At 65.5% G+C, this 22448-nt stretch carries 22 protein-coding genes; 13 read left to right on the top strand and 9 right to left on the bottom strand.

Going from position 1 to position 22448, the window contains the following annotated elements:
- Nucleotides 1–176 precede the first annotated feature (176 nt).
- From AB7M16_RS06730 to AB7M16_RS06740, 3 genes are read left to right on the top strand one after another with little or no spacing between them, the layout of a single operon-like run.
- Nucleotides 177–3002: a PAS domain S-box protein gene (locus AB7M16_RS06730; RefSeq protein WP_453943442.1), complete on the top strand. Its 2826-nt coding sequence runs from the start codon at nt 177–179 to the stop codon at nt 3000–3002.
- 58 nt (nt 3003–3060) lie between these two features.
- Nucleotides 3061–4059 (top strand): P1 family peptidase, encoded by a 999-nt coding sequence (locus tag AB7M16_RS06735; protein ID WP_453943443.1) that lies wholly within the window; start codon nt 3061–3063, stop codon nt 4057–4059.
- Nucleotides 4060–4112: 53 nt separating this feature from the next.
- On the top strand, nt 4113–4325 hold the full coding sequence (locus AB7M16_RS06740) for a KTSC domain-containing protein (RefSeq protein WP_260379851.1): 213 nt from the start codon (nt 4113–4115) through the stop codon (nt 4323–4325).
- Nucleotides 4326–4438: 113 nt separating this feature from the next.
- On the opposite strand, the gene AB7M16_RS06745 is transcribed toward AB7M16_RS06740, so the two are convergent.
- Nucleotides 4439–5209: an EF-hand domain-containing protein gene (locus AB7M16_RS06745; protein WP_453943444.1), complete on the bottom strand. Its 771-nt coding sequence runs from the start codon at nt 5207–5209 to the stop codon at nt 4439–4441.
- A gap of 254 nt (nt 5210–5463) precedes the next feature.
- Here AB7M16_RS06745 and rpe point away from each other — a divergent pair, with 254 nt between their 5' ends.
- The 5 genes from rpe (at nt 5464) to AB7M16_RS06770 (ending at nt 7439) form a co-directional block, all read left to right on the top strand.
- Nucleotides 5464–6165, top strand: coding sequence for a ribulose-phosphate 3-epimerase (rpe, locus tag AB7M16_RS06750; RefSeq protein ID WP_453943445.1), 702 nt, complete (start codon nt 5464–5466; stop codon nt 6163–6165).
- A gap of 47 nt (nt 6166–6212) precedes the next feature.
- On the top strand, nt 6213–6812 hold the full coding sequence (locus AB7M16_RS06755) for a hypothetical protein (RefSeq protein ID WP_453943446.1): 600 nt from the start codon (nt 6213–6215) through the stop codon (nt 6810–6812).
- 90 nt (nt 6813–6902) lie between these two features.
- The gene (locus AB7M16_RS06760; protein ID WP_172782990.1) at nt 6903–7043 is read left to right on the top strand and encodes a hypothetical protein; all 141 of its coding nucleotides are present in this window, start codon (nt 6903–6905) and stop codon (nt 7041–7043) included.
- Nucleotides 7044–7048: 5 nt separating this feature from the next.
- Nucleotides 7049–7228 (top strand): hypothetical protein, encoded by a 180-nt coding sequence (locus tag AB7M16_RS06765; RefSeq protein ID WP_453943447.1) that lies wholly within the window; start codon nt 7049–7051, stop codon nt 7226–7228.
- A gap of 22 nt (nt 7229–7250) precedes the next feature.
- Nucleotides 7251–7439, top strand: coding sequence for a hypothetical protein (locus tag AB7M16_RS06770; protein ID WP_025037262.1), 189 nt, complete (start codon nt 7251–7253; stop codon nt 7437–7439).
- A gap of 28 nt (nt 7440–7467) precedes the next feature.
- On the opposite strand, the gene AB7M16_RS06775 is transcribed toward AB7M16_RS06770, so the two are convergent.
- From AB7M16_RS06775 to AB7M16_RS06795, 5 genes are all read right to left on the bottom strand, one after another.
- The gene (locus AB7M16_RS06775; protein ID WP_453943448.1) at nt 7468–8901 is read right to left on the bottom strand and encodes a protein kinase domain-containing protein; all 1434 of its coding nucleotides are present in this window, start codon (nt 8899–8901) and stop codon (nt 7468–7470) included.
- A 6-nt stretch (nt 8902–8907) separates the two neighbouring features.
- Nucleotides 8908–9648, bottom strand: a complete 741-nt coding sequence (locus AB7M16_RS06780) for a metallophosphoesterase family protein (protein WP_453943449.1) — start codon at nt 9646–9648, stop codon at nt 8908–8910.
- A gap of 117 nt (nt 9649–9765) precedes the next feature.
- Entirely contained in the window at nt 9766–10371 is a 606-nt protein-coding gene (locus tag AB7M16_RS06785) for a hypothetical protein (protein WP_453943450.1), read from the bottom strand.
- Nucleotides 10364–11050, bottom strand: a complete 687-nt coding sequence (locus AB7M16_RS06790) for a hypothetical protein (RefSeq protein WP_172782985.1) — start codon at nt 11048–11050, stop codon at nt 10364–10366. Before AB7M16_RS06790 ends, AB7M16_RS06785 begins: the two co-directional genes overlap by 8 nt.
- Nucleotides 11047–11817 (bottom strand): MotA/TolQ/ExbB proton channel family protein, encoded by a 771-nt coding sequence (locus AB7M16_RS06795; protein ID WP_172782984.1) that lies wholly within the window; start codon nt 11815–11817, stop codon nt 11047–11049. The genes AB7M16_RS06790 and AB7M16_RS06795 overlap by 4 nt, the downstream gene beginning before the upstream one ends.
- A 199-nt stretch (nt 11818–12016) precedes the next feature.
- Here AB7M16_RS06795 and AB7M16_RS06800 point away from each other — a divergent pair, with 199 nt between their 5' ends.
- From AB7M16_RS06800 to AB7M16_RS06810, 3 genes are all read left to right on the top strand, one after another.
- Nucleotides 12017–13387, top strand: a complete 1371-nt coding sequence (locus AB7M16_RS06800) for a sensor histidine kinase (RefSeq protein WP_453943451.1) — start codon at nt 12017–12019, stop codon at nt 13385–13387.
- 7 nt (nt 13388–13394) lie between these two features.
- Nucleotides 13395–14048, top strand: coding sequence for a response regulator (locus AB7M16_RS06805; protein ID WP_212258040.1), 654 nt, complete (start codon nt 13395–13397; stop codon nt 14046–14048).
- A gap of 106 nt (nt 14049–14154) precedes the next feature.
- On the top strand, nt 14155–14454 hold the full coding sequence (locus tag AB7M16_RS06810; protein ID WP_172782981.1) for a hypothetical protein: 300 nt from the start codon (nt 14155–14157) through the stop codon (nt 14452–14454).
- Nucleotides 14455–14482: 28 nt separating this feature from the next.
- Here AB7M16_RS06810 and AB7M16_RS06815 read toward each other — a convergent pair whose 3' ends face one another.
- Nucleotides 14483–15070 (bottom strand): TetR family transcriptional regulator, encoded by a 588-nt coding sequence (locus tag AB7M16_RS06815; RefSeq protein ID WP_453943452.1) that lies wholly within the window; start codon nt 15068–15070, stop codon nt 14483–14485.
- Nucleotides 15071–15623: 553 nt separating this feature from the next.
- Here AB7M16_RS06815 and purB point away from each other — a divergent pair.
- Together purB and AB7M16_RS06825 are read left to right on the top strand one after the other, a co-directional pair.
- The gene (gene purB, locus AB7M16_RS06820) at nt 15624–16931 is read left to right on the top strand and encodes an adenylosuccinate lyase (RefSeq protein ID WP_439366714.1); all 1308 of its coding nucleotides are present in this window, start codon (nt 15624–15626) and stop codon (nt 16929–16931) included.
- Nucleotides 16932–17105: 174 nt separating this feature from the next.
- Complete coding sequence (locus AB7M16_RS06825; RefSeq protein ID WP_453943453.1) at nt 17106–18278, top strand: M20 aminoacylase family protein; 1173 nt, start codon at nt 17106–17108, stop codon at nt 18276–18278.
- 37 nt (nt 18279–18315) lie between these two features.
- Here the strand turns inward: AB7M16_RS06825 and AB7M16_RS06830 are convergent, their stop codons facing one another.
- Both AB7M16_RS06830 and AB7M16_RS06835 read right to left on the bottom strand, forming a co-directional pair.
- Nucleotides 18316–20157, bottom strand: a complete 1842-nt coding sequence (locus AB7M16_RS06830) for a caspase family protein (protein ID WP_453943454.1) — start codon at nt 20155–20157, stop codon at nt 18316–18318.
- 172 nt (nt 20158–20329) lie between these two features.
- Nucleotides 20330–22237 carry an acyl-CoA synthetase gene (locus AB7M16_RS06835; protein WP_453943455.1) on the bottom strand — a complete coding sequence of 636 codons (1908 nt, stop codon included), beginning with the start codon at nt 22235–22237 and terminating at the stop codon, nt 20330–20332.
- Between the last annotated feature and the right edge of the window lie 211 nt (nt 22238–22448).

Consider the following 22448-nt stretch of genomic DNA (forward strand, 5'->3'; position numbering starts at 1 on the left):
AGCGGATGGGCATTATGACCCCGCCCCGTAAAGCGCACCTTACTGATCCCTGTTCCGCGCATCCACCGAAATTAGGTAAGCTGTAACCCTCGGTTGAGTCGCAAACCGGTTCCGTCACGACCCGCGCCCAAAACCCGCTACGATGAACGGATTGCCGGCGAATGAGACTAGCGGAGATGCTCAAACCCGACCTGCTCAACACCGAGGCGCGCGAACTGGACGTGCCTGCAACGATCGACCGAACCACCTTTCTGTCGACCCTGCCGGCCACCTCGACCGACCGCACTGCAGCATTGACGATTGTCGGTGTGTCCTCCCTGCTGTTCGCCGCGGCCGTGCCCTTCGCCGGTACCCCGCTCCTGCCGGTCCCCGCCTTCGTCGCCAGCTATCAATCCGCGCTGGCCGTGAGCGACATCGTCACGGCCGTGTTGCTGCTATCGCAATTTGCGATCCTGCGGACCCGCGCGCTGCTGTGGCTCGCGAGCGGCTATCTCTTCACCGCCGCGGCGGCGCTGGTTCATGCCCTCACCTTCCCCGGGCTGTTCGCACCGACCGGACTCCTGGGCGCGGGCCGGCAGACCACGGTCTGGCTCTACATGGTCTGGCACGCCGGCTTTCCGCTCTGTGTGATGGCGTTTGCCTGGCTGAAGGAAAAGGACGGTGGCCCCCGGATCCGCGGCGCGGCAAGCAACGCGATTTATGGCAGCGTGCTCTGCGTCATCGCCGCGATGGCCGTCTTCGCCTGGATCGTCACCGCACAGCACGATCGGTTGCCGGTCCTGCTGAGCGAGGGCCGCTACACGGCGACCATGATCGGAGTTGTGTCCTTCGTGTGGTCGCTGAGCTTTGCCGCGCTGGTCTCGCTCTGGTTCCGCAGGCCGCATACGGTGATCGATATCTGGCTCATGGTGGTCATGTGCGCCTGGCTGTTCGACATCGCACTGTCGGCGATCGTCAACGTCGCGCGCTTCGATCTCGGCTTCTATGCCGGCCGGCTCTACGGCCTCGCCGCGGCGACCTTCGTGCTCGCGGTGCTTCTGATCGAGAATGTCCGCCTGCAGGCGCGTACGGTGGGCCTCGTCGGAAGGCTGCGCCAGCAATCGGCCTCGGAACGCGACTATTTCGGCAAGCGCCTCGCGCTGTACGGCGCAGTGGTCGAATCGTCCAATGACGCGATCATCACCAAGTCGCTCGACGGCATCATCACCGGCTGGAACAAGGCCGCCGAACATCTGTTCGGCTACTCCGCCACAGAGGCCGTCGGCAAGCCGATCGACATCATCGTGCCGCCGGATCGCAAGGGCGAAGTCAGGAGCATCCTCAACCGGATCGCCAGCAACGAGTCGATCGCCCAGCACGAGACCGTCCGAACCCGTAAAGACGGCCGCCCGCTGGACGTCGTCCTGAACATCTCACCGCTGCGGACCGACGATGGAGAGATCATCGGCGCTTCCAAGATCGCCCATGACATCACCGAAGAGAAGCAGGCCAGAGAGAAGCTGCGCCGCGAGACCGAGGAACGGCAGCGCATCTTCGAGACATCGCAGGACCTGATCCTGGTCACCGACGGCTACGGCAATTTCATCCAGGTCAGCCCGAGCGTGCAGAACATTCTCGGCTACAGCCCCGAGGACATGGTCGGGCACAGCGCGATCGAGTTCATCCATCCCGACGATCTCGAGAAGACGCGGAGCGAGATGCGCGCAGCCCGTCGCGGCGCGGTCAAGCGCAGCTTCGAGGCGCGCTATTACCATTACGACGGTCACGAGGTCTCGCTGAACTGGATGGGCACGTGGTCCGAGCCGGTGAAGCGCCACTTCTTCATCGGCCGCGACCTCACCGACAAGCAGGCCGCCGAAGCCCAGCTCCGGCAGGTCCAGAAAATGGACTCGATCGGCCAGTTGACCGGCGGCGTCGCCCACGACTTCAACAACGTGCTGACCGTCATCACGGGCACGATCGGCATTCTCAGCGACGCGGTCGCCGACCGGCCCGAGCTTGCCGCCATCACCAAGCTGATCGACGACGCCGCCGAGCGCGGCGCGCAGCTGACCAAGCATCTGCTCGCCTTCGCCCGCAAGCAGCCGCTCCAGCCGCGGGAGATCGACGTCAACGCACTGGTGCTCGAAGCCGCCAAGCTGCTGCATCCGACGCTCGGCGAGCAGATCAGCATCATGCCGCAGCTCACCGAGGATGCCTGGCCGACGCTGGTCGACCCGGGCCAGTTGTCCACCGCGATCCTCAATCTCGCGCTGAACGCGCGCGACGCCATGCCCGAGGGCGGCACCCTGGTGCTGGAGACCCGCAACATCTTCCTCGACGACGGCTATGCCAGCATGAATCCCGACGTCGTCGCCGGCAATTACGTGATGATCGCCGTCAGCGACACCGGCAGCGGCATTCCTGCCGAGCTGATCGACCGGGTGTTCGATCCCTTCTTCACCACCAAGGAGGTCGGCAAGGGCACCGGCCTCGGCCTCAGCATGGTGTTCGGCTTCGTCAAGCAGTCGGGCGGCCACATCAAGATCTACAGCGAGGAAGGCCACGGCACGAGCGTGAAGATCTACCTGCCGCGCTCGACCGGGGTGCAGGAGACCGAGTTCGAGGCGCTCCAGAATGCGCCCATCACCGGCGGCAACGAGAAGATCCTGATCGTCGAGGACGATGCGCTGGTGCGGCAGTATGTCGTGACGCAGGTCAAAAGTCTCGGCTATACCGCGCTCGAGGCCGCCAACGGCGCCGAGGCGCTCAATATCATCGACAGCGACGAGACCATCGACCTGCTGTTCACCGACATCATCATGCCCGGCAACATGAACGGCCGCCAGCTGGCCGACGAAGCGCACAAGCGCCGCCCAGATTTGAAGACGCTGTTCACCTCGGGCTACACCGAAAACGCCATCGTCCATCACGGCCGGCTCGATTCCGGCGTGCTGCTGCTGGCCAAGCCCTACCGCAAGTCCGAGCTCGCCAAGATGCTGAGGACCGCGCTCGCCTGTTGAGCCCGCGGCATTGCTGCGCTATCGCAGATCGTGAATTGCTCTCGACGACGAGGCCGCCGTGAAGAACCTTCTCACCGACATCGCCGGCGTCCGGGTCGGCCATGCCGAGGACCCGAAAGTCGGCTCCGGCGCGACCGCGATCATCTTCGATTCTCCCGCGATCGCCGCGATCGACGTTCGCGGCGGCGGCCCCGGCACGCGCGAGGATGCACTGCTCGATCTTGCCAACACCGTCGAGCGCGTCGACGCGATCGCGCTGTCGGGCGGCTCGGCCTTCGGCCTCGACACCGGCGGCGGCGTGCAGGCCTGGCTCGCCGAGCAGGGCCGCGGCCACCGGGTTCGCGAAGCGCTGATCCCGATCGTTCCGGGGGCGATCCTGTTCGACCTGCTCAATGGCGGCGACAAGGCCTGGGGACGCTTCTCGCCCTATCGCGACCTCGGCTATGCCGCGGCGACCGCCGCCGCCAGCGCGGATTTCGCCCTTGGCAGCGTCGGCGCCGGCTTCGGCGCCACCACCGCGACGTTCAAGGGCGGGCTCGGCTCGGCGTCGGCCGTGACGCCGGGCGGAATCAAGGTCGCGGCGGTCGTCGCCGTCAACGCGGTGGGCAGCGTCACCGTCGGCAATGGCCCGTGGTTCTGGGCGGCACCGTTCGAGGTGGACGGCGAATTCGGCGGACGCGGCCTGCCGGACAAGTTCACCGAGGACATGCTCCGCATGCGCATCAAGGGCGGACCTGCCGCGAGCGCGCGCGAAAACACCACCATCGGCGCCGTCGTAACCAACGCGGTGCTGACCAAGCCCCAGGCCAAGCGGCTGGCGATGATCGCGCATACCGGCTTCGCCCGCGCGATCTATCCGGTGCACGCGCCGACCGACGGCGACGTGCTGTTTGCCGCCGCCACGTGCGAAAAGCCGATCGAGCCGCTGGTTGGCCTCACCGAGCTCGGCACGATCGCCGCCAACGTGGTCGCCCGCGCGATCGCCCGCGGCGTCTACAGCGCGACGGCCTTGCCCTTTCCGGGCGCGCAGGCGGCCTGGAAGGACCGGTTCGGCTAGGCGAGAAACGAAACGGCCCCCAAAGCGTTACCCGGCGGACAAGGTGTGCGGCCATGCCCTCTTCCGTGATCCGCTTCTTTCGCTATGCGCCCGATACACGCGAGCTGAAGGTGACGTTCGTCAGCGGACGCCTCTATGTCTATGAGGATGTTCCGCCCGAGGTCGCTGCCGCGTTCGGGGATGCGCGCGCAAAAGGAACGTTCTTCAATCGCGAGATCCGCGACCGCTATGCCTATCGTGACATCACGCACGAATATGCGAGCTAAAGCGCGATGCGATGAGGATGAATCGTCATCGCGCTTTAGGTTATTGTTTGAGCATGATCTTTTCGGAGAACGCTACGCACTTTTCCGGATCATGCTCTAGCTTCAGGATGCACTCACACGCTGATCGACATCGATGAAGCCGCCGCTCCCGCAGTGGCCTGCGCCTGGCGCTGCATCATCTGCCCGAACCAGTCATAAGGCGAGTTGCCGCCACCTTTCGCATTCGACGCGCTGGCGGCGCCCGGCACCGTCGTCGACATCTTGAAGCCGTCGGCATAGGTGACGGTGGTGGTGGTCGAGCCGTCGGCATTGGTCGTCGTGGTCGACGTCGAGCCGCGGCTGGATTGCGACGAGGAATCCGAGCCATCGCCCGCGCCCTGCGCGTGATCACGGCCGTGACCGCCCCTCAGCGCCTTCGTCATCTCGCCGAGATTGATGCTGCCATCCGCATTCGCATCCATCTTCGAGAACACGTCGTCGGCCTGGGCCAGGTTGGTGCCGCCCGCGCCGAGCGCGCCCTCGAACTCGGACTGGGTGATCTTGCCGTCGCCGTCCGCGTCGATCTGCGAGAACAGATCCTTCAGCGCAGCCTCCCGGCTCTTCGACGTCGAGGAGGTCGAGTTCGACGAGGCCGCGCCGTCGGCCGACTGGCTCTGCGCCGCGAACAGCGCGTTCATCGTCTCCGACGAGATCTGCGGATATTTGCCTGCATTGACCGACGAGGTCGCGCCGGCCGTGCTGCTGCTGCCACTGTCGATTGCGAACGGATTGACCGGCGCGCTCTGCGAGGCGCCCGTCTTGTGCGCCGCCGAGGACGATTTCGAGTTCGTCAGCGACTGGATCGCGTCGAGCGCGCTCGATACCGCACCTAGGGCTAACAACATTGCACAACTCCAACGGGATGCGACATGCCGCGATCAATGTTCTCCGGCTGAAGTCAGCAAGCACCGTGCCATCGCGAAAAGCTCAATGAAATCCGCACCCATCAGGTCGTGCAGGGCGCGGGAACATCGGCAATTCATGCCGCCAGCGGCAGAAATTTCCGCCCACAGGAAGCGCGTCCCTCCTGCATTGCCCGCCACAAGGGCCCATGTTAGGCGAGGCCATTCGTCGTCCGTCCGCCACGGGAAAACGCGCCATGACACAAGCTTTCGCCCCCCGCCCACTGGCCATCGCGCCCTCGATCCTGGCCTCGGACTTCTCCAAGCTCGGTGAGGAGGTGCGCAGTGTAGACGCCGCCGGTGCCGACTGGATCCATCTCGACGTGATGGACGGGCACTTCGTTCCGAACATCTCCTATGGCCCTGATGTCATCAAGGCGATGCGCCCGCACACCAAGAAGATCTTCGACGCGCATCTGATGATCTCGCCCTGCGATCCCTATCTCGAGGCCTTCGCCAAAGCCGGCTGCGACCACATCACCGTGCACGCGGAGGCGGGTCCCCACCTGCACCGCTCGCTCCAGGCGATCCGCGCGCTCGGCAAGAAGGCCGGCGTCTCGCTCAATCCGGCGACGCCGATCAGCGCGCTCGAATTCGTCCTCGACCTCGTCGACCTCGTGCTGGTGATGTCGGTCAATCCGGGCTTCGGCGGCCAGGCCTTCATTCCCTCCGCGATCAACAAGATCCGCGACATCCGGGCAATGGTAGCGGGCCGTCCGATCGACATCGAGGTCGACGGCGGCGTCGGCCCCGATGTTGCGGGCGCGCTCGCCGCGGCCGGCGCCAACGCCTTCGTCGCCGGCACCTCGGTGTTCAAGGGTGGCACGCAGGACGCCTACAAGGCCAACATCGCCGCGATCCGCAACGCGGCACTTGGGGCACGCGGCGAGGCAATCTGAGACCATCGCTATCCGAACCGGTGCTGCGGCCGCTGCGACCAACGGGGATGGATGAACTCCGCACCACTCTGTTTTGCGCAGGCCTGCGGCGCCTGCTCGCCGAGACCCTTCAGGAGGGGGAGCAGGTGGTCTGGCAGGGTCAGCCCGACGGCGTTGCCCGCATGATGATGTGGCGGTTGCTCTGGTGGATCGGATTCCCCTGGCTGTTGCTGACAGTCATCGCCGTCAGGAACGATTGGATCGACCAAGCGACCCAACCTCTCGCGATGCTTGGAGTTGGGATGGTTGCAGCTCCGTTCGTGATGCTGCTGCAAGACCTGCAGACGCTTTATGTGATCACCGACCGCCGCGCGCTGATCGTGCGCACGGCCTGGAGCAGACGCAGCGTGACTGCTACTTCGTTCGACGCCATGGATGCAGTGTTCGAAATCCTCGACATCGGCGGCGGCGTCGGCCACCTCAACTTTGCGTCAGGGTGCTCGACCCGTTCGCCCGATACCGACTACACCGGGCGATATGGGTTTCGCTGTGTTCGAGACGCACGGCGCATCCGGGATATCCTCGATCATGCGCGCACCGGCAAAGTACGTCGGTCGCACCCGGAAAGAACTGCGGCTTCTACGGGTTCTGCAACGCGCAAAGCTTAAAATTGTAACCGTGGTCCGTACTCATCCGGACTTCACTGATTCGCGCAAATCACTGCAAGTGATTCCTGCCTGTTTTCGCGGGAGCACATCATGACGACGACCCTGGTTTGGACTGGCGTGGCGTTGTGGATTGGTTTCAGTGCGTTTGTCGTGTTTGGTCCATCGGCCGGCCCGGTCGAGGCCCCGGCCCGTTCGGCCCGCAACATCGGCCGCGCCCGCGACAGGGGCTGACATCCATGCAGATCGCACTCGTGAAGCGTCAGCCGAAGCGCAGGTGCCGGATTCCACGGCGCCCGCATCCGAGCCTCGATGATTTCTTCGGCCGCCTCGAGCGCACCGATGGCACGCTGGACGATAATGCCGGGCTCGACAATTCGGACCTCGAGCGTTCGCTTGGCTCGCCGCGCCGCCACTGAGACTTCTTTTCCGGACCGCCCCATGAAACCGCATTGCCCGAATTGCCTGAAGGAAATGACCAAGGCGTCCGCGTCGCGTAACCTGTTCAATTGCGAGCCCTGCCGCGAGATCATCCAGTATTTTGGCGGCAGCGCGGATCACGGCGAGCCGGGGCCGCAATTCTCCTGGCCGATCCGCCGCAAGCGCGCCATGGCCGTCCACGCAGCCTGATCCAGCCCCGCAAATCGCCCCGGCCGGCCTAACCTTCGCCGGCCTCCGGCCCGCCGCCTTCCCCAGCCATCCGCGGCGGCCGCACCACGGTGACGGTGCAGCTCGCCTCCGAGGCCACCTTGGCCGACACGCTGCCGAGCAGCGTGCGCCGGAACGAGCTCTGCCGGGCGCCGATGATGACGTGGTCGACCTGGTTGGCCTCGGCAAACTCCAGGATCGCGGCGGCGGGGTCGACAGCCTCCAGCACGTGAGCCGACAGCCGGCTCTCGTCCAGCTTGAGCGGCGTTGCCCAATGCCTGAGCGCGACCAGGCGATCAATATGCTTGTTGGAGCCCTGCTGGTCCAATGTCCGATCGATCGCGATCCGGTTCAGCTTGAGCACGTTGACGCAGGCAAGCCGCGCCGAGGGCAAGGTGGCGAGGATGCGCTCGGTGGTCACGCGCAGCGCCTCGTTCAGCTCCGGAGCGCCCTCCGCCGTGTCGAGCGCAACGGCGAGGATCGGGCTCGATGCGATCTGGGCTGCGACGTCCGATTTCGCACGCGGCGCCATGGCGCCCTGGTTGAAGCGCCGCCGCCAGGCGACGCCGAGGGAATCGCGTTTCACCCGCTCCGAGCGCGCGGTGAGCTTGACCTTGTCGGGATGGGCGAGATCGAAGGCGAGCTGGGACGCCGTCGGATAGCGCCACACCGGCTCGATCTCCAGACACCGCAACACCACCTCCTGAAGCCAGGGCGGATAATCCGCGCGAAGCTTCCGCGGCGGATGCGGATCGCGCCACAGCCGGCGCCGCATCGCCCGTAGCGTCTCGCCCTCGCCGAACGGCCGCTCGCCGGTGGTGAAGAAATAGAGCAGCACGCCGAGCGAAAACAGATCGCTGCGCGGATCGTCGCGCACCCCGAGCAGCCGCTCGGGTGCCATATAGGGCGCGGTGCCGTAAGGCAGGCGGAATTCCTCCTGGAGGAGGTCCGGCAGGTGGTTGTGATGCGACAGGCCGTAGTCGATCAGCACCGCCTCGCCGCTCTCGCGAAACATGATGCTGCTCGGCTTGATGTCGTGATGGATCACGTTCTGCCGATGCAGATCGGCAAGCGCTGTCGCGATCTTGGCGACGAGCTGCCGTGCCTCGTCATAAGGCAGCGGCAGGTCGGGGAGCCGCTTGTACAGCGTGGCACCTGAAATGCGCTCGATCACGACATGGGCTTGGCGGGCAAAATCGCCGGTGCCGAAGCAGGCCGGCACGTGCGGCCCCGCAAGCCGCGGCAGGATCATCATCTCCATCTCGAAGGAGACGATCGCGGCGGGGTCCTCGCCCTCCGACACCCGCGGGATCTTCATCAGCATGGGCACGTCGATGCCGGGATGGGTGACGGTCCACAGCGTCGCCATGCCGCCGGCATGCACACATTCGCCGATGGTGTAACCGTCGATCTCCGCACCTGATCTGACCAGGGGTTTCGGCATCGGCCTCTAGCGCCCCTGCGAAAGCCGGTCGGCGAGCCAATGCGGCAGGCCGTTGTCGCGGATCCGGCTCGCGGCCGTCTCGATATCGTAGGGCGCACGGCAATAGGTGATCTGGCTCGACACCGTGTCGAACAGCGCGAAGGCCGCCGACGGATCACCATCGCGGGGCTGGCCGACCGAGCCGAGCACCGCGAGCCATTGCCGTCCGCGCAGGAGCTGCACGGGGACGTCGGTCTTCGGCACGAAGCTCGTCATCTTCGCCGTCACCGACATCGAATAGAGCGCCGGCCTGTGGATGTGGCCGCAAAAGGTGACGTGGGCCTGCGTCGCAATCAGGCTCTTGGCGGCGTCCACGGTCGAGCGGACATAGTGCCAGCGCTGCGGATGCGAGGCTTCCGCGTGCACGAACAGGCGGCCATCGTCCTCCACCTGCATCGGCAATTCGGCCAGGAACCGCCGCTGCGCGGTGTCGAGGCGGCCGCGGGTCCATTCGATCGCGATCTGCGCCTCGGTGTTCATGGTCTCGGCCGTGGAATTGATCGCCTGGTCGTGATTGCCGCGCACCGCGACGGCGCCCTGCGCGACCAGCTGCATCGCGGTGTCCACCGCCCATTCCGGATCGGCGCCATAGCCGACGAAATCGCCGAGCAGGACGAACTGCTCCGCGCCCCTGGCGCGGGCAACCCTCAGGCAGGCCTCGAACGCCTGCCGGTTGCCATGGATATCCGAGAAGACAGCGAGAAGCACGCACCCTCCACCCTCAAAACCCTACTCGAGGCCGATGAGGCCAAATTGAGGGACGTCAACAAGATGCGCCAGCACCGGGCCGTTTGCCAGCACTGCCCTGCCGTGATGGTGAAGGGCCTATTGCTCGTCCTTCGGCGGCATCCGAGGCGGCGGAATCGGGGTGAACACGGCGCCTTGGGCACCGGCCGGCGGGGCATTGAACTCGCCGGTCGAGGAATCGCCGCCGCTGGTCTCCAGGATGGTCTTGGGCGTCACATACTCCCGGACCATGTCGATCAGGCTGCCGTCGCCGCCGCCGAAATCCGCGGCGCGCCCGCCTTGCGGATGACCGGCCGCGATCTCGTTCTCCGCGGCGTGGGTCTTGTCGGCCAGCCGGTCATTGTAGGGCACACGAAAGGCGCGCGGGATGCCGCTCGGGCGATTGTCCTCGTCCAGCGCCTCGACCCAGAGATAGATCGAGCCGGGATCGCCTTGAAGCGAATGCGGCTCGACGATACGGGCCTTCAGCAGCTTGAAGGTAACAGGCAGCCGGTCGGAGCTGGCCCAGCCGAGCAGCCCGCGCATTTCGGTGAAGCTGAAGATGTAGAAGGTGCTGGTCACGACCACGGCGACCGCCTTCAGCGACCAGTGCAGCCGCGCATAGACCAGCACGACCAGCAGCAGCGCGCCGATGACGGCATAAGCGACCGACAGCGTCAGGATGACCGTCTGCGGATTACTCACGGCGCACCCTCACAGCGTTCCTGCTCACACCGGTCTTGGGGTCGACGTCGGCGCCGTTGCGCCAGCTGCTGCGGAACGTCTCCAGCAGCGATTTCGGCCGCTGATCGACATTGACGACCTTGCCTTCCGCATCGATGCGGAATCGGACCGCGGTCTTCTCGTCGCCGGTATGGTCGAGCGTGAACTTGTTGTCGAAGATCACCTGCGCGGTTGGATTGAGCTTCTGCACCTTCACATTGGCCGTCACAGGCTCGCCGGTGGTGGCAACGAAATGCGAGACGTTGACGGTGTATTCGCCGGCGAGGATGCCGCGCACGGTGACGATCTCCTCGCGGATGGGCGAGGCGATCTTCTTGCCGTTGACGATGATGAAATCGTTGGCCCCGCCGCGATCGTCGCGGTCGAGCGTCAGGAAGCCGGCCTCGCGGTGGCGATACCAGGCGATGTTGCCGGCGGGATCCTGCACGAACAGGTCGAGATCGTCGGGGTGGCTGTCCGGCCAGTCCAGCGTGATCATGAACTCCGCCTTGGAGTCGATCTTGCCGTCCTTGGCATCCGGAGAGACCGCGAGCAACGCCAGGAAGAACAGGAACGCGATCACCTGCAGCGCCTTGAACAGCATGACGCCCAGCGGGTCGAACGGCTCCTCGCGCGGATAGAGACCGAAATCATCCATCATGACGGCGTTCCAGCGCCTTTTCGCTCGAGCACCGGCGTCACATAAGTCTCGGTCAGCACCACCGCATCCGAGAACACCCGCTGGGTCGCGGCATCCAGCATGTAGTACTGGATGCGGACCAGGATCGAGCCGACGAGGCCGGCGAGTGTCGTGTACATCGCGACCGCCATGCCGTCGCTCATCAAGCCCATCGAGGAGCGCATCGCGACCTTGTCTGCGGCATCGAGCCCCGCGATCGGCGCCAGCATGATGATGAAGCCGATGATGGTGCCGAGCAGGCCGAGCTTCATCAGCGTATCCGAGACGAAGGCCCCGAACCCGTTGGAGCCGCGCAGGCGGTCGGCGAGCGTCCGCAGCAGCAGCGTCTGATCGACCGGGCGATAGCCCTGCGCGGCGGCCTTGGTCACCAGGCTTTCGATGTGGTCGCGCACCAGTCCGCGCGGCAGCGCCACAGCGCTTGCATCGAGCGCCTTGCTGCCGCCGGCCGCCGACAGCACTGCGCGGCAGCGCCGCGCCGCCGCCCCTTCCCGCGCGATCGCCCGCGTCCGCAGGAAGCAATGGCCGCAGGTGACAATGTAAAGCGCCGCGATGACGCTGGAAATGTAAGTGCGGTCCGAGGTCAGCATCAGATGGATCAAGCCGAAGCGCCACAACAGCACGACGGCAAAGATCGAGAGCCCGGTGAAGATCATCCAGAACAGCAACGCGCTGCGCTCGGATGGATCGGCAGCCTGGCTCGCAATTGGTCCAATCGTCATCGAACTCATGCTGCACCGCTCCTGGCTTGCAAGCACCGGCCTGCAACGTGTCCTCGCCGATTAGATCAAAGCCGCCGTTTCAGGTCCAAAGACCCATGCCCAATCCGGCTTGGGAAATTTGCCCGAGCTGCAATCCCGGCGTTCGCTGCGATTGGCAAGGCACGGCGGCGTTGTTAGGCTGACCTTACCAAACGTCGGGGGTGATCGCATGCGCCTCGTGCTTCAGCTTGTCGCCCGCCTGCTTCTGATCGTAGCGCTGTGCCTGGCAGCCGCGACAATATGGGCTACGTTCGAGGCCTATCGCAGCGTCGATCGGGCGACGGCGGCTTCGGCGCAGCGGGTCGCGCAGGCGCTTCAGGCGCTGTATTGGCGCGAGCTGTTGTTGCGCAGCAGCAGGGCGCGCGAGCATCTACTGCCGGTTCCGGATTGGCGTACCCTGGAGACGATGAAGCTGATCTCACCCGGCGTCTGCGTCGAGTTCCAGCCCGCCGCGGCCTTCGAGAAGCCGCTCTGCGGCCAGAGCGAGGGGCTGGGCAAGACGCCGCCACGCTGGTTCGCGGCCATCGTGCCGACCTTCCTCGGCAGCCACGCCGAGGTGGTGCGGCCCGTCAGTCCGCGCGCTGCGGCCGCCGGCACCGTCGTTGCGACGCCGGATGCTACCGCCGCGATCTCGCTCGCCTGGGACTACATCCTCAACGTCATCGACGTCGCGCTGCTGATGGCGGCGGCGATCGCCCTGCTCGCCTCGCTCGCCATCGCGCACGCACTTGCGCCGGCGCGCGCGATCGTCACCGCGCTTCAGCGCATGGCGCGCGGTCAGTATCGCACCAGGCTGCCGCGCTTCCGCTCCATGGAGCTGGCGATGATCGGCAGCGCCGTCGGCGAGCTCGGCGGCCGGCTGGAGGAAGCGACCGAGCAGCGCGCCGCGCTGACGCGGCGCCTGATCGAGATCCGCGACGACGAGCGCCGCGCGCTCGCCCGCGAGCTGCACGACGAGTTCGGGCAGAACCTGTCCGCCATCCTCGCCTTCGCCAACACGATCGAGACGGCGAGCACGAAGCAGAGCAAGGACGATGGGATCGCGCAGGACGCGCGCATGATCTCGCAGGCGACGCACCATCTGATGGCCTCGCTGCGCGATGCGCTGAGGCGGCTGCGCAATCCGCTGCCGGAGGAGCTCGGGCTCGAGGCGAGCCTCGTCAATCTCGTCGACAGCTGGCGCTCGCACAGCGCGGCGCGACCGGCGATCCAGCTCGATCTCAGGGGCGACCTCACCGACATCAGCGGTCCGGCCGCCACAACGGCCTATCGCGTGGCACAGGAATGCCTGACCAACGCGCTGCGCCACAGTGCAGCGCGCGAGATCTCGCTCCGCGTCGAGCGGCGCGCGGGCGAGGAGGATGCGCTGCTGATCCGCGTCGAGGACGACGGCGGCGGCGATGCGGAGCGCGTCGCGCAATCGGCCGGCTTCGGCCTGACCGGTATCCGCGAGCGCGTCACGGCGGCCGGCGGATCGCTGTCGATCCTGCCCGCCCGCGGCGGCCTCAGCGTGGCCGCAACCATTCCGCTCGCTGCGTGAGGCGGAAATGAGCGAGGTGGCGGCAACAGGCATCTCCGTGCTGCTGGTCGACGACCATCCGATCGTGCGGCAAGGCTACCGGCGCGTGCTGGAAAGCCAGGGCGATCTGCATGTCGTGGCCGAAGCCGACAACGCCGCGGACGCCTACAGCGCGTTCAAGGCGCATGACCCCGATGTCGTCGTATTGGATATCTCTATGCCCGGCGCGAGCGGGTTGGAGGCCATTCGCAACATCCGCGCGCGCAGCCCGCGTGCACGCATTCTCGTCTTCACCATGCACAACGAGGCCGTGCTGGTGAAATCAGCCTTCGGCGCCGGCGCATCCGGCTTCGTCACCAAGAGCAGCGAGCCGTCCGCAGTCGTCAACGCCATCCGCAGCGTCGCCCGCGGCGAGCGCGCCATGAGCGATGACATCGCACATGTGCTGGCAGAGGACAGCCTGTCGCCGACCGGCTCGGTGCTGGACCAACTGGGTGAGCGCGAGATCGAGATCCTGCGCCAGTTCGCCGGCGGCGCCACCACCGAGGAGATCGCGGCGCATCTCAATCTCAGCGTCAAGACCGTGCAGAACTATCACTACCTGATCAAGTCGAAGACCGGCGCGCGCACCGATGCGCAGCTGGTGCGGCTCGCCGCGACCTGCGGGCTGACGAGGATTTAGCAGCAAAGCTGCCGCACAGCCCTCGAGGGTGCTTCAATCTGCTGAACGAAATTGGAACGGTTCCGATCCGGCTCCGGTTAGTACGGCAGAGAAGGAGTAAAGGGTCATGAGTAAGGGTCACCCCAAGGCAATCGACCATCCCCCGATCATCACCGTAGGCGAGCTCATCGACGAACTTTGCCGCCTGCCGGACACGGCCATCGTCCACTTTCGCTGCCCGATGTTCGATCAGGAACTGACATTCTACCGGCTTCGAAGGCGGTCAAAGGACGCCGTCGAAATCGCAGTCAATGCCTATCCGGATAGTCCTCCGGTCGTGCCGTCGTCCGATCCTGCCTTCCACACGCGAAGACATTCGGCACCCTCGCTCCGCGACGGCGCCGCTCTCCAGAAGACGCGAGGTTGATTGAAAGACCAAGGCGTGAAAGGCGGCCTTAGGCCGCCTTCAACCCACGCAGCAGCAGCGCCAGTGTCGCATCGACGCGCGCGGAGAGATCGGCGTCCTTCCATTCCTCGGCATGAGCCGGATGGTGGAAGCGGACGGTCGCATCGAAGACCGCGCGCGCGGTCGCCTTGACGTCGTCCACGGCGAATTCGCCGTTCTTCACGCCGTCAGTCAGGATCCCCGCGATCTGGTCGATCATGGTGTCCTTGTGGCATTTGACGGCCGCGCAGGCCTCGCGGGCCAGGGTTAGATAAGTTTCGAACATCTCGGGATCGTCGAGCACGCGCGAACGCTTGGCCGCGAACAGCGTGCGCAACCAGCGCTCGAGCCTGTCAGGCGCGGGCCCCTGCTCCTTGGCGATCGCCAGCAGCGGGGCATCGATGCGGTCCAGCCAGCGCTTGGCAACGGCCTCGCGCAGCGAGGCCTTGCTGGGGAAATGGCGGTAGACGCTGCCGTGGCTCACATCGAGCGCACGGGCAACGTCGACCACGGTGGCCTTGGCAAGTCCGTAGCGCCTGAGCACGTCCTCGGTGACTTCGAGGATCCGCTCCGGCGTCAAGACAACGGCTTCATTCATGCCAGCACCATGTTCCCGTTCGGGGCTCAGTTACCCGGCAGTAGGGCTGCTTCCGAAGCGCCCGTGCCGGTCGTTCGGAAAGCCTATGCCTTAATGAGGCAGTTTTGCAGCCTGCGCCGCGATCTGGCGCGCCACCAGCAAATTGAGCCAATGCCCAATCGCGCCGGTGAAATTGAGGATTTCGGTCGTCATTGTCCAAGTCTCCATTCGTCCGCGGTCCCGTTCTTCAATCCGCCCTCCGATCCGCTGTGGATGTCGGGCTCCCCGGGGCTGTCGCGGGACGCCCAATCGGAGCGTCCCGGAACGGATATACACATCTCGCTGACAGATTTCAATATCTGTCAGTCAATGATCCGTGATTGACAGTTAATATCTGCGCCCAGGCGCCGCCATCCCGGCCGGCCGGTCCGGTGGAAAGGTCGGCGATCCCCCTCTCCTGAAGGCCCAGATCGTTTGTTTCGCCCTGCCCGCTCTGTTAAATCACGGCGTAAAAAGCATTTTGGCCGGCGCCGCCCTTTTCGGGACCGCCCGCCCACCTTCCTGGAGCCGCCCAATGATCCCCCGCTACACCCGCCCGGAAATGGCCTCGATCTGGGAGCCGCAGACCCGGTTCAAGATCTGGTTCGAGATCGAGGCGCATGCGGCGGACGCTCTCGCCGAGCTCGGGACCATCCCCAAGGAGGCCGCCAGGACGGTCTGGGCCAAGGCCAAGGACGCCGTCTTCGACGTCGCCCGCATCGACGAGATCGAGCGCGAGACCAAGCACGACGTCATCGCCTTCCTCACCCACCTCGCCGAGATCGTCGGCCCCGAGGCGCGCTTCGTCCACCAGGGCATGACCTCCTCGGACGTGCTCGACACCTGCCTCAACGTCCAGCTCACCCGCGCCGCCGACCTCTTGCTTGCCGACCTCGACAAGGTGCTGGCCGCACTGAAGAAGCGCGCCTTCGAGCACAAGATGACGCCGACCATCGGCCGCAGCCATGGCATCCATGCCGAGCCCGTGACCTTCGGCCTCAAGCTCGCTTATGCCTATGCCGAGTTCACGCGCGCCAAGGAGCGCCTGATCGCGGCACGCAAGGAAGTCGCGACCTGCGCCATCTCCGGCGCCGTCGGCACCTTCGCGCAGATCGACCCGCGCGTCGAAGAGCATGTCGCGAAAGCCATGGGCCTGGTGCCGGAGCCGATCTCGACGCAAGTGATCCCGCGCGACCGTCACGCCATGTATTTCTCGACCCTCGGCGTGATCGCCTCCTCGATCGAGCGCATCGCGGTGGAAATCCGCCACATGCAGCGCACCGAAGTGCTGGAGGCCGAAGAGTTCTTCTCGGAGGGACAAAAGGGCTCCTCCGCGATGCCGCACAAGCGCAACCCGGTGCTGTCGGAGAACCTCACCGGCCTGTCCCGCATGGTGCGCGCCTATGTGACGCCGGCGCTGGAGAACGTCGTGCTCTGGCACGAGCGCGACATTTCGCACTCCTCGGCCGAGCGCATGATGGGCCCCGACGCGACCGTGACGCTCGACTTCGCGCTGGTGCGCCTCGCCGGCCTGATCGACAAGCTGCTGGTCTATCCCGCCAACATGCAGAAGAACCTCGACCGCCTCGGCGGCCTCGTGCATTCGCAGCGCGTGCTGCTGGCGCTGACCCAGAAGGGCGCCAGCCGCGAGGACGCCTACAAGCTGGTGCAGCGCAACGCCATGCCGGTCTGGCGCGGCGAAGGCGACTTCCTCCAGCTGTTGAAGAAGGACAGTGAGGTGAAGAAATATCTCACCGACGCCGAGATCGAGGAGCAGTTCGACCTGGGCTATCACCTCAAGCACGTCGACACGATCTTCAAGCGCGTGTTCGGAGAAGCGTAGGATCGTATAGGGTGGGTTAGCCTTGCGGCCTGCGCGAAGCGCAGTCCGCTGGGCGTAACCCACCTCTTTCGCTCCCACGGAGACAAACAATGATGGGTTACGCCGCGCAGATGCGCTATGCGCATCTGCAGGGCTAACCCACCCTACAAACGACGACAAAAAACGGATTCCCTCATGCCCATCGTCAACCGCGTCGCCGCCCTCTCCGACGAAATGGCCGCCTGGCGCCACGACTTCCACGAGAACCCCGAGCTGCTCTACGAAGTCCACCGCACCGCCGGCATCGTCGCCGATCGCTTGCGCGAATTCGGCTGCGACGAGGTGGTGACGGGCATCGGCCGCACCGGCGTGGTCGGCGTGATCCGTGGCCGCAAGTCGGCATCCGGCAAGACCATCGGCCTGCGCGCCGACATGGACGCACTGCCGATCATGGAGACGTCGGGCGTGCCTTATGCCTCCAAGGTACCCGGCAAGATGCACGCCTGCGGCCATGACGGCCACACCGCGATGCTGCTGGGCGCGGCCAAATATCTCGCCGAGACTCGCAATTTCGATGGCACGGCCGTGATGATCTTCCAGCCCGCCGAGGAAGGCGGCGGCGGCGGCAAGGCCATGGTCGAGGACGGGCTGATGACGCGCTGGAACATCCAGGAGGTCTACGGCATGCACAACATGCCGAACCTGCCCGAGGGCCATTTCGCCACCACGCCCGGGCCGATGCTCGCCTCCTCCGACAACATCCAGATCACCGTTCGCGGCAAGGGTGGCCACGCCGGCGCCGGTCCGCCTAAGTCGGTCGACAGCGTGCTGATCGGCTCGCAGATCGTGGGTGCGCTGCAATCGATCGTGGCGCGCAACGTCGATCCGTTGAAGTCCGCGGTCATCTCGATCACGCAATTCCACTCCGGCACCGCCTTCAACATCATCCCGGAGGTCGCTGAGCTTGCCGGCACCGTGCGCACGCTCGACCCTGAGGTGCGCGATCTCGTTGAACGCCGCATCGGCGAAGTCGCCGACAGCATCGCCCGCGCCTATGGCGGCTCGGCCGAGACGAAATACACGCGGATGTATCCGGTGACGATGAACCATGCCCGCGAGGCCGGCCTTGCCGCCGACGTCGCGCGCGATATCGTCGGCGCCGATCGCGTCAACGACAAGTTCGTCCCGATGATGGGCGCCGAGGACTTTTCGTTCATGCTGGAAGCACGCCCCGGCGCGATGGTGCTGGTCGGCATGGGCGACGGCAACGAGTGCCACCACCCGGCCTACGTATTCAACGACAACATCCTCGGCCACGGCGCCTCGTTCTGGGCGCGCCTGGTCGAAACGCGGATGCCGGCGGGGTAGGACCAGTCTTGTTAATGCGAGACGAGGCGCGGTCTGGTCAGTTGCAGATCTCGCCAGTCATCTTCATGACTCCGCTGCCTGGACTAGCCACCGTACCAAGACGGCAGCCCTTTGCGACCGGTCTGCAGCCGGCTTGATTGCAGATCATCTGACCGGACGCTTGCGACTTTGGTGCCGCAGATTCCGCCTCTTTCCTGTCCTGATCGCGCTTCTTCGGTTCCTCGCGAGTCGCGACCGGCTTCTTCTCTTGCACCTTCTCGCACTCGTTGTCGTCGCCGACGCGATAGCCGGCGCGGCAGGTGATCTTCACGCATTGATCGCCGTCGGCCTTGAAGCCGAAATTGCACACCAGCGGACAGACCCGTCCCGGCTTTGCCTTCAGCGCGTCGAGTGCGTCGATGCTGGCGAGCTTCACGTCGAACTGGGTGCCGGCGTATTTGTTGAAGAGCGTCAGCGAACGCTGCGCGGCCGAGCTCCACTCGCCCTCCGCCGCTGAGGTCAGGCAGCCGACGCGGCGCAGTTCGCTCTGCACGGATTTCGCGAGTTCGGCCGCCGATAAGGTCGACTTCGGCCCCGGCGAGAGCGCAGCAACTTTCTGGTTCTCGACCTCAGGAATCTGCCGATCGGCGGCCGGCTTTACGCCCTGCTCCGCTCTCTCGGCGGCCTGCTTGGCCGCCAGCTCGGCCTTGGCCTTCTCTGCCGCCTGTTTCTCGGCCAGCGCTTTCGCGGCCGCCGCCTCGGCGGCCTTGCGCTGCTGCTCGGCCGCTTCCGCCTTGGCCTGTTCGATCTGCTTTTGCTTCTCCGCAGCGATTCGCGCCTCTTCGGCGGCCTTGGCCGCAGCAGCCGCCTTCTCCTGCTCGGCCTTCTGGGCGCGCTCGGCAATAAGCCTTGCCTTTTCGTGCTCGGCCGCCTTGGCCTTTTGCTCGGCAGCAACGCGCGTCTCTTCGGCGCCGATCTTGTTCAACTGTCCCTTGGCGAGGTTGGCATAGAAGCCGTCCGGATACGCCGCCAAAAAGGCTTCCCAGGCATCGCGCGTCGCAAGCTGGAGCGCGAGCTCGTAGTCCCTGCGAACGGCGTCCTGCGGGTTTGCCTGCGGACCGGTTGCCGCCGGCTTCACCACGAGCGGCACGTCGTCGCCGCCGAGCGAGCCGTAGACGTAAGGCTCCTGCTTGTAGCCGGTCGTCTTGAGCACGTCGTCGCGTACGAAGCCGAACGCCTTGCGCAGATCGAGGCCCGGCTTCGGCAGGTGCTCGACCAGCGCGGTAGCAAACGGACTGTTGCGAGAATCGCCGTCGGATGCAGTCGAGCCGGCCTTCGCGGCAAAGGCAATCATCGTATTCGGGCTGGTTGGCTCCACCTTGGCAAGGCCCCGTCCGATCGCCCGCGAGGCCAGCGTGCGCTTCATCGTCTTCGCAAACGGGTTATCGCGGCAGGCATCAAGGATGATCAAACGCAGCTGCTTGGCGGGCTCGACTGCGAACAATGCGCGCTCGACAGGGATGGTCTCGTCGAGAACGTCGCCATCCGTCTCCAGCGTGGCGTCGGTCGGAATGAGATAATTGTTGCCGTCGAGCTCGATGCCGTGGCCGGCATAATAGATCACCGCCATTTCCGCGTCGCGCGACCTGCCGGCGAACTCGCGCAACATGCGCCGCATCTCGCTCGCACTCAGATCCAACCGGACGTCGACGGAATCGAAGCCCGCCTTCTTGAACATGCCGCCGACCAGGGTGGCATCGTTCACGGGATTGGTGAGCTTGGGCGCGCTCTTGTAGGCGGAATTGCCGATGACGAGCGCGACCCGCCGATCGGCATGTGCCGATCCGCAGGCCAGCAAGGTCGCAAAAATCAATAAACCAAACAGCCGAAACGGAATCACTTGCGTCCCCCCGGATGCAATTCCCTGAGACTATCCGGAGCATCGATGAAAGCCAAATTTTCCTATGTGAGGTCGATCACATAAACTCCTCGATTGCGGCTTATGGCTAATGCAGTCGGGCCTCGCCCCACAGGCGCGGCGCGAGCTTGGTCGATCCGACGTGCCATCATACCTATGCCTGCACCACCTCGTGGCGCATCACGAATGGGGCGAGCAGTGCGTGCACCTCGCTCTCCACCGCTTCGCGCTGGCTCGCCGGCAGGCCCGTCAGCGTCACGGTCACGATCGAGCCGTGGCTGCCGTGCGGACCGACCTTGACCTTGCAATCGATGCCGCGCTCGACTAGCGGCGCCAGCACCTTGGTGAACACGCGCGCGGCGGCGTCCCAGCGCAGTTGCGGCTTGAACACCTTGCCGACGCCCGTCACCGGCATCGGGTCGATCGGGATGACCTGCACCGGAACTGCGGCGCGCTCCGGCGTGCGCTCGCGCACCCAGGCTTCCAGCTCGCCCGGCTCGACCTTTGCGCCGGGCTTCAGCTGCACATAGCCCACCGGCAGTTCGCCCGCGTAAGCATCGGGCTGGCCGACCACGGCGGCGAAGCCGACGGCGGGATGACGGAACATGATCTCCTCGATCGGCGCCGGGTCGATGTTGTGGCCACCGCGGATCACGAGATCCTTGGCGCGGCCGGTGATCCAGAGATAGCCGTCGGCATCGAGCCGGCCGAGATCGCCGGAATTGACCCAGACACCGTCGATGAAAGCGCCCTTGTTGTGCTCGTCGTTGAGATAGCCGCTGAACACGCCGGGGCCGGCCATGATGACGACCCCGATCTCGTCCGGCTTGCAGTCGCGGATCAGGCGGCCATCGGCGTCGAACTGCACGATGCGCACCCGCGCGTAAGGCATGGGAAGGCCGACCGAGCCGAGCCGGATCGGCCGGCCCGGATAAGCGAGCGTGTGCACGCTCGAGGTCTCGGTCATGCCGTAGACCTCGACAACCGGCAGCTTCAGCTTCTCCTGAATCGCCGAGCCGACGGCGACCGGAATAGCCGAGCCGCCCCCTGCCGCATATTTTAGGCTCGAGATGTCCGTGTTCCCCGGCGGCACCGCGAGCGTCGCGGCGAGCACGGTCGGCACGCTCGACAGCGCTTCGGGCTTGAAGCGCGCGACGAGCTGCCAGATGTTCTTCACCGCATTCGGGTTGCGCCAGCCGCTCGGCGACAGCACGACCAGCGAGCCCCCGCCCGACAGCATCGTAAGCACCTGTGTCAGCGATCCGCCGACGTGAAACAGCGGCATGCCGAACAGCAGGTTGGCGCCGGGCTTCCCCTGCAACAGCAGATTGAGCGCCCAGGCCTGATAGACCTGGTTGGCATGGGTATGCCGCACCAGCTTCGGCGTGCCGGTGGTGCCGCCGGTGTGGAAATAGGCGGCGATGTCGCTGCCGCGAATCTTGCGTCCGCTGACGAGCCGATCCGACGACTGCTGCTTGATCAGGTCGCTGAAGGCGAAGATGCCATTGGCCGGATCGCCGCCGCCGAACACCTGCACGATGGCCTTCAGATGCTTCAGCTGCGGGCGGATCTGCTCGACCTTCTGCCAGATGTCGGTGCCGGGCATCGGCCCGAGCGCCACCAGGATCTTGGTGTTCGCAGCTTCCAGGATTTCGGCGATCTGGTGCGGCTCGAGCAGCGGATTGACGGGATTGGCGATGCCGGCGGCCTCGGCGCCGAACAGAGTGACGAACGCATCCGGCACCAACGGCAGCATGAAGCTGATGACGTCGCCCTTCCCAGCGCCGAGCGCGTGAAACATGTTGGCGGCCTGGGTGACGCGCGCGATGAAATCGCGGTGCGTGACGACCAAAGGCGTGTCGGCGGGATCGGCATTTTGCAGGAACTGGATCGCCGCCCCGTCGGGATTGCGCTCCGCACCAAGCCTGATGGCGTCATAGGTGCTCTCGGCCGCGACGCGGTCGGCGTAGGGAACCTGCTCGAACGCCCGGACCTCCTCGTCCGTGAGCAGAGCCGGATAGTCGTTGCCGATCAACCGATCGAGCGCGTGGATGCCCGCCATGAAATTCCGTCCTCCCTCAGATGCTTGTCCCCGCCACGTATCTTTTGACGTTTTGGTTCGGCGAAGGGCTCGGCCTAATGCCCGGCCGACCCGGACCAGAATGATGGATGATTTCCATTTCGTCCATTGCCCAGCCGCAATGGCGCTTGAACCTCTGCGCCTGATCCGGGGACCAAGAACTGGCACTGAATTCGCCCGCCAGCGCCCTGCC

It is taken from the genome of Bradyrhizobium sp. USDA 372, assembly GCF_053629095.1.

Excerpts from the sequence above, each read along its gene's own strand:
- AB7M16_RS06730 (WP_453943442.1), top strand. The coding sequence starts at position 177 with ATGCTCAAACCCGACCTGCTCAACACCGAGGCGCGCGAACTGGACGTG.
- AB7M16_RS06740 (WP_260379851.1), top strand. The coding sequence starts at position 4,113 with ATGCCCTCTTCCGTGATCCGCTTCTTTCGCTATGCGCCCGATACACGC.
- AB7M16_RS06745 (WP_453943444.1), bottom strand. The coding sequence starts at position 5,209 with ATGTTGTTAGCCCTAGGTGCGGTATCGAGCGCGCTCGACGCGATCCAG.
- rpe (WP_453943445.1), top strand. The coding sequence starts at position 5,464 with ATGACACAAGCTTTCGCCCCCCGCCCACTGGCCATCGCGCCCTCGATC.
- AB7M16_RS06755 (WP_453943446.1), top strand. The coding sequence starts at position 6,213 with ATGGATGAACTCCGCACCACTCTGTTTTGCGCAGGCCTGCGGCGCCTG.
- AB7M16_RS06760 (WP_172782990.1), top strand. The coding sequence starts at position 6,903 with ATGACGACGACCCTGGTTTGGACTGGCGTGGCGTTGTGGATTGGTTTC.
- AB7M16_RS06765 (WP_453943447.1), top strand. The coding sequence starts at position 7,049 with ATGCAGATCGCACTCGTGAAGCGTCAGCCGAAGCGCAGGTGCCGGATT.
- AB7M16_RS06770 (WP_025037262.1), top strand. The coding sequence starts at position 7,251 with ATGAAACCGCATTGCCCGAATTGCCTGAAGGAAATGACCAAGGCGTCC.
- AB7M16_RS06775 (WP_453943448.1), bottom strand. The coding sequence starts at position 8,901 with ATGCCGAAACCCCTGGTCAGATCAGGTGCGGAGATCGACGGTTACACC.
- AB7M16_RS06790 (WP_172782985.1), bottom strand. The coding sequence starts at position 11,050 with ATGATGGATGATTTCGGTCTCTATCCGCGCGAGGAGCCGTTCGACCCG.
- AB7M16_RS06795 (WP_172782984.1), bottom strand. The coding sequence starts at position 11,817 with ATGAGTTCGATGACGATTGGACCAATTGCGAGCCAGGCTGCCGATCCA.
- AB7M16_RS06800 (WP_453943451.1), top strand. The coding sequence starts at position 12,017 with ATGCGCCTCGTGCTTCAGCTTGTCGCCCGCCTGCTTCTGATCGTAGCG.
- AB7M16_RS06805 (WP_212258040.1), top strand. The coding sequence starts at position 13,395 with ATGAGCGAGGTGGCGGCAACAGGCATCTCCGTGCTGCTGGTCGACGAC.
- AB7M16_RS06810 (WP_172782981.1), top strand. The coding sequence starts at position 14,155 with ATGAGTAAGGGTCACCCCAAGGCAATCGACCATCCCCCGATCATCACC.
- AB7M16_RS06815 (WP_453943452.1), bottom strand. The coding sequence starts at position 15,070 with ATGAATGAAGCCGTTGTCTTGACGCCGGAGCGGATCCTCGAAGTCACC.
- purB (WP_439366714.1), top strand. The coding sequence starts at position 15,624 with ATGATCCCCCGCTACACCCGCCCGGAAATGGCCTCGATCTGGGAGCCG.
- AB7M16_RS06825 (WP_453943453.1), top strand. The coding sequence starts at position 17,106 with ATGCCCATCGTCAACCGCGTCGCCGCCCTCTCCGACGAAATGGCCGCC.
- AB7M16_RS06835 (WP_453943455.1), bottom strand. The coding sequence starts at position 22,237 with ATGGCGGGCATCCACGCGCTCGATCGGTTGATCGGCAACGACTATCCG.